The organism is Streptomyces sp. NPDC046887 (assembly GCF_040644755.1).
Lineage (GTDB): Bacteria > Actinomycetota > Actinomycetes > Streptomycetales > Streptomycetaceae > Streptomyces > Streptomyces lichenis.
Genome location: NZ_JBEYXH010000002.1, coordinates 26284 through 39042, shown reverse-complemented (window position 1 = coordinate 39042; position 12759 = coordinate 26284). Strand labels below are relative to the sequence as shown.

Genomic DNA, 12759 nt, shown 5'->3' with positions numbered 1-12759 from the left:
CGGCCCTGCTCGGTCGCCCTCCTCGCGGGCGCCGTCCACGCAGGCGCCGTCCATGCGGGCCACGGGCCCAAGGCCCTCCGGGCCCAAGGGCCACGGGCCGCAGCTCACGGGCTCCCGGCCCCGGGTTCCCGTCCACGGCCCCTGGGCTTCCGGCCCCGGGTCCCCGCCCACGGCCCCCGGGCTTCCGGCCCCCGGGCCCCGGCCCACAGGGGCCCGGCCCCCGCCGGCCGCCGCTTTTCGGTCGTACGCACACACGGAAGGTCAGCCAGGTGACTGTCGCCGAGAAAAAGGCCGCCGGTCCTCCGGTACCGGTACCACGCTCCCCCGAAGCGGCCTCGCCGCCGCTGGGAGCGGCCCCGGGCAAGTCCCGCCCCCGTCCACCGCGGCGGAAGGGCGCGCTCCTTCCGTATCTGCTCGTCGGCCCGGCCATCCTGGCCGTCGCCGCGGTCTACGCCTTCCCGCTGGTCAAGACCGTCATCATGTCCTTCCAGGACCTCGGGCGCCGGGAGCTGTGGACCGGCGAGGCGCCGCCCTGGGTGGGCTTCGAGCAGTTCACCAACATCCTCGGCGACGGCGAGTTCTGGTCGGTCACCGGCCGCACGGTCGTCTTCATGGCCGTCTGCGTGGCCGCCACCATGGCGATCGGGCTGCTGCTCGCCCTGCTGATGGCCCGGCTGACCACCTGGGTGCGGCTGGTGCTCACCTTCGCGCTGGTCGCCGCCTGGTCGATGCCGCTGATGGTCGCCGCCTCCATCTTCCGCTGGCTGGCCGACTCCGACTACGGCCTGATCAACACCCTGATCGCCAAGGTGGTCGGCGAGGACTTCCTCGGCCACAACTGGTTCCTCGACCCCAAGCAGGGCTTCGCCATCATCGCCCTGCTGGTCATCTGGGGCGCCATCCCCTTCGTCGTGATCACCCTCTACGCGGCCCTCACCCAGGTGCCCAAGGAGTTGGAGGAGGCCGCCGCCCTGGACGGCGCCGGCGCCGCCAAGGTGTTCCGCTTCGTCACCTGGCCGGTGATCCGGCCCGTCTTCACCATGGTCGCCACCCTCTCGGTGATCTGGGACTTCAACGTCTTCGGCCAGATCTGGCTGCTGCGCGGCAACAAGCCGGAGCCCGACTACGAGACGCTCGGCCTCTACTCCTTCTCCAAGGCCTTCGAGTCCACCTCGTTCAGCCAGGGCAGCGCCATCGCCCTGATCACCGTCGTGCTGCTGTCCGGGGTGGCCGTGTACTACCTGCGTCAGCTGATGAAGACAGGAGAGGTCGAATGAGCACCTCCACCGCACCCTCCTCCACCTCCACCTCAGAGGACCGCCCGCAGCTGCGCCCGGACCGCCGCAAGTCCCGCTGGCACTACGACGTCATCGGCCTGGTCACCGCCGTGGTGATGGCCTTCCCGGTCTACTGGCTGATCATCAGCGCGCTCCGCCCCAACCAGGAGATCCGCTCCTACGACCAGACCCTCTGGCCGTCCTCGATCACCTTCGACAACTTCACCCGTGCCGTGAAGCAGCCGAACTTCGAGACCGCGATCCAGTCCAGCCTGATCGTCTCGGTCACCGCCGTGGTCGGCGGCATGATCATCGCCACCCTGGCCGCGCTCGCCATCGGACGGTTCCGCTTCTACGGGCGCAAGGCCCTGCTGATGGTCCTCATCCTGGTCCAGATGCTGCCGCCCACCGCGATGCTCATCCCGATCTACGCCCAGCTCAACGCCATGGGCGGGCTGGACGAGTACTGGGGCCTGATCGTGGTCTACCTGGTCTCCACCCTGCCGTTCGCGGTGGTGATGATCCGCGGCTTCGTGGTCAACATCCCGGTGGAGCTGGAGGAGTCGGCGATGGTGGACGGCTGTACGCGGATGGGCGCCTTCGTCCGCGTGGTCTTCCCGCTGCTCGCCCCCGGGCTCGCGGCCGCCTCGATCTTCGCCCTGGTCAACGCCTGGAACGAGTACCTGTTCGCGTACATCCTGATCAACGACGACTCCAAGTACACGCTCAACGTGTGGCTGATGACCTTCACCACCGAGCGCGGTACCGACTACGGGGCCCTGATGGCCGCCTCCACCATGATCGCGCTCCCCGTGGTCGTGTTCTTCATGATCATCCAGAAGAAGATGGCCGCCGGACTCACCTCCGGCGCCGTGAAGGGATGACGCCCCAGTGACCACCCTCGTTCAGGGCACCACCACCGACGACACCCTCACCCGGGACGCCCTCACCGTCCTCCAGCCCGGCTTCGACGGCATCGACGCGCCGCCCGACTGGGTGCTGCGCCGGATCGGCGAGGGCCTGGCCGCCGTGGCCCTGTTCGGCCGCAACATCGCCTCCGCCGAGCAGGTGACCGCCCTCACCTCCCGGCTGCGCGCCGAGAACCCGGACATCCTGGTCGCCATCGACGAGGAGGGCGGCGACGTCACCCGGCTGGAGGTCCGCACCGGCTCCTCCTTCCCCGGCAACCTCGCCCTCGGCGCCGTGGACGACACCGCGCTGACCCGCGAGGTGGCGTACGCGCTGGGCGGCCGGCTCGCCGCCTGCGGCGTGGACTTCAACTGGGCGCCCTCCGCCGACGTCAACTCCGACCCGGACAACCCGGTGATCGGCGTCCGCTCCTTCGGCGCCGACCCCGCGCTGGTGGCCCGGCACACCGTCGCGTACGTCGAGGGCATGCAGGCCGCCGGGGTGGCCACCTGCACCAAGCACTTCCCCGGCCACGGCGACACCAACGTGGACAGCCACCACGCCATGCCCCGGATCGACGCCGACCTGGCCACCCTGCGCTCCCGGGAACTCACCCCGTTCAAGGCGGCCATCGCGGCCGGTTCCAAGGCGGTGATGAGCGCCCATATCGTGCTCCCCGCCCTGGACCCGGAGCGCCCGGCCACCCTCAGCCCCCGCATCCTCACCGGACTGCTCCGCGAGGAACTGGGCTATGACGGTCTGATCGTCACCGACGGCATGGATATGCAGGCCATCTCCGCCGTCTACGGAATCGAGCGCGGCGCCGTCCTCGCGCTGGCAGCCGGCGCCGACGCCCTGTGCGTCGGCGGCGGACCCTCCGACGAGGGCACCGTGCTGCGGCTGCGCGACGCCCTGGTCGCCGCGGTACGCGCCGGAGAGCTGCCCGAGAAGCGGCTCGCCGACGCGGCGGCGCGGGTCCGCGCACTCGCCTCCTGGACCCGGTCGCACCGGGCCACCGGAGGCGCCTCTACGGAGTCGGGCGCGGCTTCCGTGCCGGGGACCGCCCCGGCACGGACCGCAGGAGGGGTCGCGCCCGGCTCGACCACCACCCCGGGGATCGGCACCCCGGAGACCGGCACCCCCGGGACCGGCACCCCGGAAATCGGCCTGGTCGCGGCCCGCCGCGCGCTCGCCGTCACCGGCACCGCGCCCGCGCCCACCGGCCCGGTCCATGTCGCCGCCTTCACCCCGGAGGCGAACATCGCGGTCGGCGACGAGACCCCCTGGGGCCTCGGCCCGGAGCTGGCCCGGCTGGTGCCCGGCACCTCCACCGCCCCGTACGGGCCGGACACGGCGGCCGGGCAGGTGCTCGCCGACGCGGGGGAGCGGCGGATCGTCGCGGTGGTCCGCGACGCCCACCGCCACCGCTGGATGACCACGGCCCTGGACACCCTGCTGGCCGCCCGCCCGGACACGGTGGTGGTCGAGATGGGCCTCAACCAGGCTCCGCCGCGCGGTGCGCTGCACATCGCCACCTACGGCGCCGCCCGGGTCTGCGGCCTGGCCGCCGCGGAGGTGGTCGCCCGCGGCGTCTGACGCCTCCGGGTCGCGCCGCCGAGGCGCCGCACAGCCGAGAGGGCCGGGATCCCGTGGGGGGAGCCCGGCCCTCTCTCGTACCCTCGGTAGGTCTCAGATCCCCTGCCACGCGGGCTTGTTGGCATAGGTGTGTCGGAAGTAGCCGGCCAGCTTCAGCCGGGAGGCGGCGGCCTCGTCCACCACCACGGTGGCGTGCGGGTGCAGCTGGAGCGCGGAGGCCGGTACGACGGCGGCCACCGGGCCCTCCACGGTCTGCGCCACCGCCTCCGCCTTGCCCTCGCCGGTGGCCAGCAGCACCAGATGGCGGGCCTCCAGGATGGTGCCGATGCCCTGGGTGATCACATGGTGCGGCACCTGCTGGATGTCGCCGTCGAAGAAGCGGGCGTTGTCCACCCGGGTCTGCTCGGTCAGCGTCTTGATCCGGGTCCGCGAGGCCAGCGAGGAGCACGGCTCGTTGAACCCGATGTGCCCGTCGGTCCCGATGCCGAGTATCTGGAGGTCCACCCCGCCCGCCTCGGCCAGGGCCCGGTCGTACGCCACACAGGCGGCCTGCACGTCATCCGCCGACCCGTCCGGCCCCATGAAGGCCCCTTCACCCAGTCCCAGCGGCTCCACCACCTGGCGCAGCACGGTGGAGCGGTAGGACTCCGGGTGCCCGGCGGGCAGCCCCACGTACTCGTCGAGCTGGGCGATCCGGGCCCGCGAGGCGTCCACCGCGCCGGCCCGCACCTTGGCGGTCAGCGCGTCGTAGATGGGCAGCGGGGTGGAGCCGGTGGCCACCCCGAGCAGCGCGTCGGGCTTGCGGCGCAGCAGGGCGGCGATGCCCTCGGCGATGATCTCGCCGCCTGCCGGGGCGTCGGGGACGATGACAACTTCCACGGTGGGCCTGCCGATCAGCTGGATGGTATGTGGTATAGACCAATCTAGCAGAGGCGCCTCCCTGCCTGGGGGCCCTTCGTGGCCCCGATGGGCGGGGCGCCCGTGCCCCTGACTGGCGGGGTACCAGCCCCCCGCTCGACTAATCCCCATGGTCGCCCCGGGCTGCCCAGGCGCCGGTGGGTCACTTCGGCGGGGTGCCCCCGGAAAAGACAACGGGCCGCGGCGCCGTCGGCGGGACCCTCAGCCCGCCGGGGCACCGCAGCCCGGAGTTCCCGGCCCGGCGGGGTGTGCGGTCCCACGGGCCTGGAGAGGTCTCGGCGCAGTCAGGGCAGAGAGCGCCGGGACCCCGTCCACCCTCCTGTGCGGGGAGGGTGGAAGTCGGTTGTACCGCCATTGTGGACTAGACCATTCGGGCTGTCCATCCTGCGGGCGGCAGCCTCCATCCTCCACCACGGCCCGGGTAAACACCAGGTTCACGAACGACCCCGGATCGGGGAACCCGCCGGGTCCGGCAGGGTGGGGGCGAGGTTCACCCGCACGGGTACGCTCGCTCCCGTGCCCTCCATGAACGACCTCGTCCGCCAGCACACCGCCCTCAACGACTCCGACCTGGAGTGGCTGCATCTGCTGGTGTCGGAGTGGCAGCTGCTCTCCGACCTCTCCTTCGCCGATCTGGTGCTCTGGGTGCCCACCCGGGACGGCACCCGGTATGTCTCGGTCGCCCAGATGCGGCCGAACACCGGGCCGACCTCGTACCAGGACGACATGGTCGGCCATCTGGTGCCGCGCGGCCGGCGGCCGCTGCTGGACGCGGCGCTGGACGAGGGGCGGATCGTGCGCGAGGGCGATCCGGAGTGGCGGGAGGAGGTCCCGGTCCGGGTGGAGTCCATCCCCGTACGCCGGGAGGGCCGGGTACTCGGAGTGATCGCCCGGAACACCAACCTGCTCACCGTGCGCACCCCCAGCCGGCTGGAGCTCACCTACCTCCAGTCGGCCTCCGACCTGGCGCAGATGATCGCCGCCGGGACCTTCCCGTTCCCCGGGCAGCAGGTGGACATGGACGCCTCCCCGCGTGCCGGGGACGGGCTGCTGCGGCTGGACGCGGACGGGGTGGTCCAGTACGCCTCGCCCAACGCCCTCTCCGCGTACCACCGCCTCGGTCTCGCCGCCGATCTGGTCGGCCAGCACCTGGGGCAGATCACCGCCGAGCTGGCGCCCTCCCGGGGCCCGGTGGACGAGGCGCTGGTCAAGCTGGCCAGCGGTTACGCGCCCCGGGAGACCGAGGTGGAGGGCAACGGCGGGGTGATCCAGCTGCGGGCCATCCCCCTCAAGCCCAAGGGGAACCGCATCGGCTCACTGGTGCTGCTGCGCGATGTGACGGAACTGCGTCGGCGTGAGCGCGAGTTGATCACCAAGGACGCCACCATCCGGGAGATCCACCACCGGGTGAAGAACAACCTCCAGACGGTGGCGGCGCTGCTGCGGCTCCAGTCCCGGCGGATGGACTCCGACCAGGGCCGGGAGGCGCTGGACGAGGCGGTGCGGCGGGTCGGCTCGATCGCCATCGTGCACGAGACGCTGTCGCAGAACCTCGACGAGCGGGTGGAGTTCGACGAGATCGCGGACCGGGTGATCGCGATGGTCGCGGAGATCTCACCCGGAAAGGTCAGCTGCCGGCGCACCGGCCGGTTCGGCATCCTGGACGCGGAGGTCGCCACTCCGCTGTCGATGGTGCTCACCGAGGTGCTGCAGAACGCCCTGGAGCACGCGTTCGCCCCGGGGGAGCAGGGCACCGTGGAGGTCTCGGCGGTACGCGGTGACACCCGCGCTGCCGGCGCGCGGCTGCTGATCACCGTCCAGGACGACGGCCGTGGACTGCCCGAGGGCTTCGACGCCCAGCGCGCCGGGAACCTGGGGTTGCAGATCGTACGGACGTTGGTGGAGGGGGAGTTGGGCGGCACCTTCGATATGCGCCCGGCCCCGGAGCGCGGCACGAGGGTCGTCCTCGACGTCCCCGTCCGCCCCCAGAAGTAATCCCGGAAGTAGTCCCGGGCGCCCGAACGAGCAGCGAGCCCCGGCCGTCTCAGGCGGCCGGGGCTCGAATGCTGTTGGGGTACTGCGGTGTTACTGCTGCGCGCTGCGGCTCGAAAGGGGCGGGTGTTGCCTACGCGCTGTAGGCGCCGCCCGGAGGCCGGGAGCGGTGGCGTCGGTCAGGCGCTGGCGTTGCGCGCCCGGTTGCGGGCGGCACGGCGCTTCATGGCGCGGCGCTCGTCCTCGCTGAGGCCACCCCAGACGCCGGAGTCCTGGCCGGACTCAAGCGCCCACTGCAGGCACTGCTCCATGACGGGGCAACGCCGGCAGACAGCCTTGGCTTCCTCGATCTGCAGCAGCGCGGGACCGGTGTTGCCGATGGGGAAGAACAGCTCGGGGTCTTCCTCACGACACACGGCGTTGTGACGCCAGTCCATGGCTGCTACCTCTCCTTGGTGTTACTGAGGATGTGCTTGTGAATGTGAACGCTTTCACGAATCCCCCGACAACGGAAGGGCCGACGGTTGAAGGAACCGTGGAGGTCCTGAGTTCGAGGAGGGATTCTGGCTCTCAGCGGAGGCCGGTCCTGCGGGCCGTCCCGAGCGCCACGTAGAGATTCCCAAACCTCAGAGGCGGATACAACCCCCTCCGAAAGATTTTTTTTGATTCCTCGGTGTCGGGTGGGTCACAGACGTACTTCTATGGGGTGGACCCTGGTCCGTACGTTCGAGATAAAGGGCCAAGGGCCCTTCCACTCACACAATCACACGCAGTGCACGGCGAACGCCTGTGAACGTCACGCTGGTACGCACGCCGAGGTGGTCTCCGTCCATCTGGAAGGGGATCGGGACCTTCGAATGCAAGGTGAAGTCGGTCAGGTCGGGGAAGGCCAGGGCGTGCCTTCCCTGCGGCCCGCGCTCGGGGGTGGAGGTGAGCAGCTGGGTCGCGTAACGGGCGACGGCGGGGGTGGAGAGCCGGTCCAGTCCGAGCACGTCGAGCGCGGTGTCGAAGGACGCGGTGGGGGACGCGTACACCGGGCGGTTGCCCAGATAGGTCCACGGGGAGGTGTTGCAGACTATCGACAGCGCCAGGCCCTCGACCGGTTCGTGCCCGGGGCGCTCCAGTGAGATGGTGCCGTGCCGGCGGCGCGGTTCGCCGAGGAACTGGCGTACGGCCTGCCGGATGTAGAGGGAGTGGGTGGAGCGCCGGCCGCGTTCGCGCTGCTGCTCGACCCGGCCGATCACCCCGGCGTCGAAGCCGAAGCCGGCGCAGAAGGTGAACCAGCGCGCGGGTACCGACTCGTCCTCGGTGTCCGGCGTCCCCGAGGCCAGGCCCAGCCCGACCGTGCGGTCCCGCCGCTCGTTCAGCGCGTCCAGGATGGCGCCGGTCGCCTCCACCGGATCGTTGGGCAGGCCCAGGGCGCGGGCGAAGACATTGGTGGAGCCGCCGGGCACCACCGCGAGGTGCGGGAGCCGGTCCGGGTCGGGGCCGTGGTGCAGCAGACCGTTGACCACCTCGTTGACGGTGCCGTCGCCGCCGAGCGCCACGACCAGGTCGACGTCCCCGGACTCGGCGGCCCGCCGGGCCAGGTCGCGGGCGTGCCCCCGGTGCTCGGTGGACACCGCCTCCAGCTTCATCTCGCTGGCCAGTGCGTGGATCAGTACGTCACGGGTGCGGGCACTGGTGGTGGTGGCTGCCGGGTTGACCACGAGAAGTGCGCGCATGCCCGCCAGGTTACCTACCGTGCGGTACCGAAACCCAGGCGCGCCCGGCCGGGCCCCCGGCGGCCCCCTCGGACCGTCCCGAGGCCTCGGCCTCCCGGCCGCTACGCTCTAGGGGTGAGCAGTGCCAAGCAGACCCCCGACCGCACCCCCGCCGACGCGGACACCCCGGCCGACCCGGCCGACGGTGCCGCACCCGGGCGCACCGCCCGGGTGACCGGTGCCGCGGCCATCGCCGCCGCCGAGGCGCTGGCCCTCTTCGCCGGCGGGGTGTACGTGCTGGTGGGCAGCGTGACCGGGCACCCCGACAAGATGACGCAGGCGGTGACCGGCGGGGCCACCCTGATCGTCCTCGGGCTCATCCCGCTGATCGCCGCGCGCGGGCTGCTGCGCTGCCGCAGCTGGAGCCGGGGCCCGGCGGTGATCACCCAGCTGATGGCGCTGCCGGTGGCCTGGACGCTGCTCCAGGAGGACAGCGCCGCCATCCCGGCCGGGATCCTGCTGGGGGCCCTCGCGATCACCGGGCTGGTGCTGCTCTTCCACCCGACGACCACCCGGGCCCTGAACATCCGCGCCCGCGCCTGAGAGCGGCCTATTCCTCGACCAGCAGCCGTTCCCGCAGCTGGGCCAGGGTGCGGGCGAGCAGCCGGGAGACGTGCATCTGCGAGATGCCGACCTCCTGCGCGATCTGCGACTGGGTCATGTTCCCGAAGAACCGCAGCAGCAGGATCCGCTTCTCCCGCGGCGGCAGCCCCTCCAGCAGCGGCTTGAGCGACTCGCGGTACTCGACGCCCTCCAGCGCCTCGTCCTCCGCGCCCAGGGTGTCCGCCACCGCCGGCGACTCGTCGTCGGTGTCCGGGACGTCCAGCGAGAGCGTCGAGTACGCGTTGGCGGACTCCAGCCCCTCCAGGACCTCCTCCTCCGAGATGCCGAGCCGCTCGGCCAGCTCGTGCACGGTGGGGGAGCGGCCGTGCAGCTGGGACAGCTCGGCGGTGGCCGTGGTCAGCGACAGCCGCAGCTCCTGGAGCCGGCGCGGCACCCGTACCGCCCAGCCCTTGTCCCGGAAGTGCCGCTTGATCTCGCCGACCACGGTCGGGGTGGCGTAGGTGGAGAACTCCACGCCCCGGTCCGGGTCGAACCGGTCGACCGACTTGATCAGTCCGATGGTGGCGACCTGGGTCAGGTCGTCCAGCGGCTCCCCTCGGTTGCGGAAGCGCCGGGCCAGGTGCTCCACCAGCGGCAGATGCATCCGCACCAGCTGGTTGCGCAGCTCGGCCCGGGCCGGGGAGCCGTCCGGCAGCTCCCGCAGCCGCAGGAACAGGTCCCGCGCCCCGCCGCGGTCCGCGGCCTGGCGGTCCTGCCCCTCGGCCCGGCCGCGACGCTGCTGCTGCCGCTCGTCCGCCTGCTCGCTCATCGGCTCCGCCCTCCCCCGCCGGCCCGTCCGGGAGGCGCCCCCCGGACGCGCCGGCACGGGCGCGTCGTCGAGGCCGTCCACCGGGTGCGGCCGTGCCTGCTGTTCCGGGATGCCCTCCGGCGAGCTCAGCGCCCGGGGGCCGCGCTCCTCGCGCTCCTCGTCTCGCACCGGACCGTCCCCGTTCCTCACGCCGGCCCGGGACCCGCGCCGCGCTGTTTGTACAGGCTGATGGAGACCGTCCGGTCGTCGGCGACGGACGAGTCGACCTTGCCGGCCAGCGCGGAGAGCACCGTCCAGGCGAAGGTGTCGCGCTCCGGTGCCCGGCCGTCGGTCGTCGGCGCCGAGACGGTCACGTCGAGCGCGTCGTCGACGAGACGGAAGACGCAGCTGAGGACCGAGCCGGGCACGGCCTGCTGGAGCAGGATCGCGCACGCCTCGTCCACCGCGATGCGCAGGTCCTCGATCTCGTCGAGAGTGAAGTCCAACCGGGCCGCCAGTCCGGCCGTGGCCGTACGCAGCACGGACAGGTAGGCACCCGCAGCGGGCAGCCGGACTTCCACGAAGTCCTGGGTCCCGGGCTCGCCTGCGATCTGGGACACCCTCACCTCCAAGGTGGCACAAGCTCTCTCAAGGCCCCGGGGGAAGGCAACCCGCCGGGAACCGGTGCGGTAACGCGGATACAGCGGATGCATATGACCCACTGACCCGCGTGACGCTATCGCGATCCATGGTGCCGTGTCGCCAGAGCCCCCATCCTGGCCCTTGTCACTCATGGTAAGCATATGAGTACGCTCTGTGGCTAGGGGTCCGGGGGCACCAATCGCGAGAATCCGGCGGAGGGTTGACGTACCCAGGCGCCGCGCCCTCGAACCGCGGCGGTGCCGAACCGTGACGCCGCGGGCACCGCCCGTCCCACCGGAACCGGAACGCGTACCGGCTCCCGGTGGGTTCCCGATCAGACCAGGGAGCCGTCCTCGAAACACCAGCGCCAGTCCTCGCCCGGCTCGAAGGTGCGCATCACCGGATGGCCGGTCTGCTCGAAGTGGGCCGTGGCGTGCCGGCCGGCCGAGGAGTCGCAGCAGCCGACATGCCCGCAGGCCAGGCACTTGCGCAGCTGCACCGGGTGCGTCCCGGCCGCCAGGCACTCGGGGCAGGTGTCGGTCAGCGGCGCCGGCTCGGGGCGCGGCAGTTCCGTCACATGCGGACACTCGATCATGATGGCCAGGTTACGACGGTCGCGGCCGTGAGGCCACGGCGGCGGCCGGGCCAGGCCGCCGGGGCCGCGGCGCCGGCCGGGAGAGCGGGGAGGAACCCATGGACGTACTGCCCCTGGTGGCGCTGATCGCGGTCAGCGCCGCCCTCGCCGGGGCGGCCCGCCGCACGCCCGTCCCGGCGCCGCTGCTGCTGGTCGCGGTCGGCCTCGGCGTCTCCTACCTCCCCGGGGTGCCGGACTACACCCTGGACCCGCACATCGTGCTGCCCCTGCTGCTCCCGCCGCTGCTGCACACCGCCGCGCTGGACTCCTCGTACCTGGACCTGCGGGCCAACATCCGCCCCGTCGCGCTGCTCTCGGTCGGCTACGTCCTCTTCGCCACCGTCGCCGTCGGCTACCTGGCCTATCTGGTGGTGCCCGACCTCCCGCTGACCGCCGCGCTGGTGCTGGGCGCGGTGGTGGCCCCGCCGGACGCGGTCGCGGCCACCGCGATCGCCCGGCGGCTGGGACTGCCCGGCCGGATCACCACCATCCTTCAGGGCGAGTCCCTGGTGAACGACGCCACCGCGATCACCGCGTACAAGGTGGCGCTGGCCGCGGCGGTGGGGGAGGGGGTCAGCTGGGCGGGCGGGATCGCCGAGTTCGCCGTGGCCGCGCTGGGCGGGGTGGCGGTGGGCCTGGTGCTGATGGTGCCGATCCACTGGCTGCGCCGGCGGCTGCGCGACCCGCTGCTGAAGAACACCGTCTCGCTGCTGATCCCGTTCGTCGCCTACGCGGTCGCCGAGCGGGTGCACGCCTCCGGGGTGCTCGCCGTGGTGGTGGTCGCCCTCTACCTGGGCCACCGCTCCTGGCAGGTGGACTTCGCCACCCGGCTCCAGGAGGACGCGGTGTGGAAGGTGGTCGCCTTCGTGCTGGAGTCCTCCGTCTTCGCGCTGATCGGCCTCCAGCTCGCCTATGTGGTGCGGGGGCTGGGGGAGTACGGGATCGGGGAGGCCGCCTGGTACGCGGTGGCCGTCTTCCTGGCGGTGGTGGTGGCCCGGTTCGTCTGGGTCTTCCCCGTCACGTACCTCATCCGGCTGGTGTCCCCCGCCCTCCGCGGCCGCCGCTCGCAACTGCCCTGGACCTCCCCGATCGTGATCGGCTGGGCCGGGATGCGGGGCGTGGTGTCGCTGGCGATCGCCTTCTCCATCCCGGTCGCCACCGACGGGGAGCCGTTCCCGGCCCGCAACCTGGTGCTCTTCCTGACCTTCACCACGGTCATCGGGACCCTGGTGGTGCAGGGGCTCACCCTGCCGCCGCTGATCCGGGTGCTGAAGCTGCCGGGGCGGGACGCGCAGGCCGAGACCCTCGCCGAGGCGCAGGCCCAGAGCGAGGCGTCCACCGCCTCCCTGCAGCGGCTGGACGAGCTCCTCGCCGACGAGCGCAACACCCTGCCCGAGCCGCTCGCCCAGCGGCTGCGCGCGGTCCTGGAGCGCCGCCGCAACGCGGTCTGGGAACGGCTCGGCGCGGTCAACGAGATCACCGGGGAGTCCGCGGACGACACCTACCGCCGGCTGGCCCGCGAGGTGATCGACGCCGAGCGCGAGGTCTTCGTACGGCTGCGCGACGAACGCCGCATCGACGACGAGATGATGCGCACCCTGCTGCGCCGCCTCGACCTGGAGGAGGCCGCGGCCTACCGGGAAGCGGGCGGCACGGCCTGAGCCGCCGGCCCCGTCG

Annotated in this window: 12 protein-coding genes; 6 read left to right on the top strand and 6 right to left on the bottom strand. The window is 72.3% G+C overall.

Annotated elements, in window-relative coordinates:
- Positions 1–269 precede the first annotated feature (269 nt).
- The 3 genes from ABZ945_RS03235 to ABZ945_RS03225 are packed head-to-tail and all read left to right on the top strand — an operon-like array spanning position 270 to position 3782.
- Positions 270–1277 carry a sugar ABC transporter permease gene (locus ABZ945_RS03235; RefSeq protein ID WP_361263045.1) on the top strand — a complete coding sequence of 336 codons (1008 nt, stop codon included), beginning with the start codon at positions 270–272 and terminating at the stop codon, positions 1275–1277.
- A complete protein-coding gene (locus tag ABZ945_RS03230; protein WP_361263042.1) occupies positions 1274–2161 on the top strand; it encodes a carbohydrate ABC transporter permease in 888 nt (295 codons plus the stop codon). The genes ABZ945_RS03235 and ABZ945_RS03230 overlap by 4 nt, the downstream gene beginning before the upstream one ends.
- A gap of 7 nt (positions 2162–2168) precedes the next feature.
- The gene (locus tag ABZ945_RS03225; RefSeq protein ID WP_361263039.1) at positions 2169–3782 is read left to right on the top strand and encodes a glycoside hydrolase family 3 protein; all 1614 of its coding nucleotides are present in this window, start codon (positions 2169–2171) and stop codon (positions 3780–3782) included.
- 93 nt (positions 3783–3875) lie between these two features.
- On the opposite strand, the gene nagB is transcribed toward ABZ945_RS03225, so the two are convergent.
- Positions 3876–4661 carry a glucosamine-6-phosphate deaminase gene (gene nagB / locus ABZ945_RS03220; RefSeq protein ID WP_361263036.1) on the bottom strand — a complete coding sequence of 262 codons (786 nt, stop codon included), beginning with the start codon at positions 4659–4661 and terminating at the stop codon, positions 3876–3878.
- Positions 4662–5225: 564 nt separating this feature from the next.
- On the opposite strand from nagB, the gene ABZ945_RS03215 reads away from it, so the two are divergent.
- Complete coding sequence (locus tag ABZ945_RS03215) at positions 5226–6695, top strand: PAS domain-containing sensor histidine kinase (RefSeq protein ID WP_361263827.1); 1470 nt, start codon at positions 5226–5228, stop codon at positions 6693–6695.
- Positions 6696–6871: 176 nt separating this feature from the next.
- Here the strand turns inward: ABZ945_RS03215 and ABZ945_RS03210 are convergent, their stop codons facing one another.
- Both ABZ945_RS03210 and ABZ945_RS03205 read right to left on the bottom strand, forming a co-directional pair.
- Positions 6872–7129 (bottom strand): WhiB family transcriptional regulator, encoded by a 258-nt coding sequence (locus ABZ945_RS03210; RefSeq protein WP_003953983.1) that lies wholly within the window; start codon positions 7127–7129, stop codon positions 6872–6874.
- Between the two features lie 318 nt (positions 7130–7447).
- Positions 7448–8416 carry a diacylglycerol kinase family protein gene (locus ABZ945_RS03205; RefSeq protein WP_361263034.1) on the bottom strand — a complete coding sequence of 323 codons (969 nt, stop codon included), beginning with the start codon at positions 8414–8416 and terminating at the stop codon, positions 7448–7450.
- A gap of 210 nt (positions 8417–8626) precedes the next feature.
- Here ABZ945_RS03205 and ABZ945_RS03200 point away from each other — a divergent pair, with 210 nt between their 5' ends.
- Entirely contained in the window at positions 8627–8998 is a 372-nt protein-coding gene (locus tag ABZ945_RS03200) for a hypothetical protein (RefSeq protein WP_361263824.1), read from the top strand.
- A 7-nt stretch (positions 8999–9005) separates the two neighbouring features.
- On the opposite strand, the gene ABZ945_RS03195 is transcribed toward ABZ945_RS03200, so the two are convergent.
- The 3 genes from ABZ945_RS03195 to ABZ945_RS03185 all read right to left on the bottom strand — a co-directional run bounded on the left by ABZ945_RS03195 (position 9006) and on the right by ABZ945_RS03185 (position 11043).
- Positions 9006–9995, bottom strand: a complete 990-nt coding sequence (locus tag ABZ945_RS03195; RefSeq protein WP_248632596.1) for an RNA polymerase sigma factor SigF — start codon at positions 9993–9995, stop codon at positions 9006–9008.
- A 17-nt stretch (positions 9996–10012) separates the two neighbouring features.
- Entirely contained in the window at positions 10013–10426 is a 414-nt protein-coding gene (locus ABZ945_RS03190; protein ID WP_105868145.1) for an anti-sigma regulatory factor, read from the bottom strand.
- A gap of 356 nt (positions 10427–10782) precedes the next feature.
- Entirely contained in the window at positions 10783–11043 is a 261-nt protein-coding gene (locus ABZ945_RS03185; protein WP_361263029.1) for a UBP-type zinc finger domain-containing protein, read from the bottom strand.
- Positions 11044–11141: 98 nt separating this feature from the next.
- Here ABZ945_RS03185 and ABZ945_RS03180 point away from each other — a divergent pair, with 98 nt between their 5' ends.
- Positions 11142–12743, top strand: coding sequence for a Na+/H+ antiporter (locus ABZ945_RS03180; protein WP_361263027.1), 1602 nt, complete (start codon positions 11142–11144; stop codon positions 12741–12743).
- The last annotated feature ends 16 nt before the right edge of the window (positions 12744–12759 follow it).

Bases quoted from the DNA above. Each gene is read 5' to 3' on its own strand.
- ABZ945_RS03230 (WP_361263042.1), top strand. From the start codon at position 1,274: ATGAGCACCTCCACCGCACCCTCCTCCACCTCCACCTCAGAGGACCGC.
- ABZ945_RS03215 (WP_361263827.1), top strand. From the start codon at position 5,226: ATGAACGACCTCGTCCGCCAGCACACCGCCCTCAACGACTCCGACCTG.
- ABZ945_RS03210 (WP_003953983.1), bottom strand. From the start codon at position 7,129: ATGGACTGGCGTCACAACGCCGTGTGTCGTGAGGAAGACCCCGAGCTG.
- ABZ945_RS03205 (WP_361263034.1), bottom strand. From the start codon at position 8,416: ATGCGCGCACTTCTCGTGGTCAACCCGGCAGCCACCACCACCAGTGCC.
- ABZ945_RS03185 (WP_361263029.1), bottom strand. From the start codon at position 11,043: ATGATCGAGTGTCCGCATGTGACGGAACTGCCGCGCCCCGAGCCGGCG.
- ABZ945_RS03180 (WP_361263027.1), top strand. From the start codon at position 11,142: ATGGACGTACTGCCCCTGGTGGCGCTGATCGCGGTCAGCGCCGCCCTC.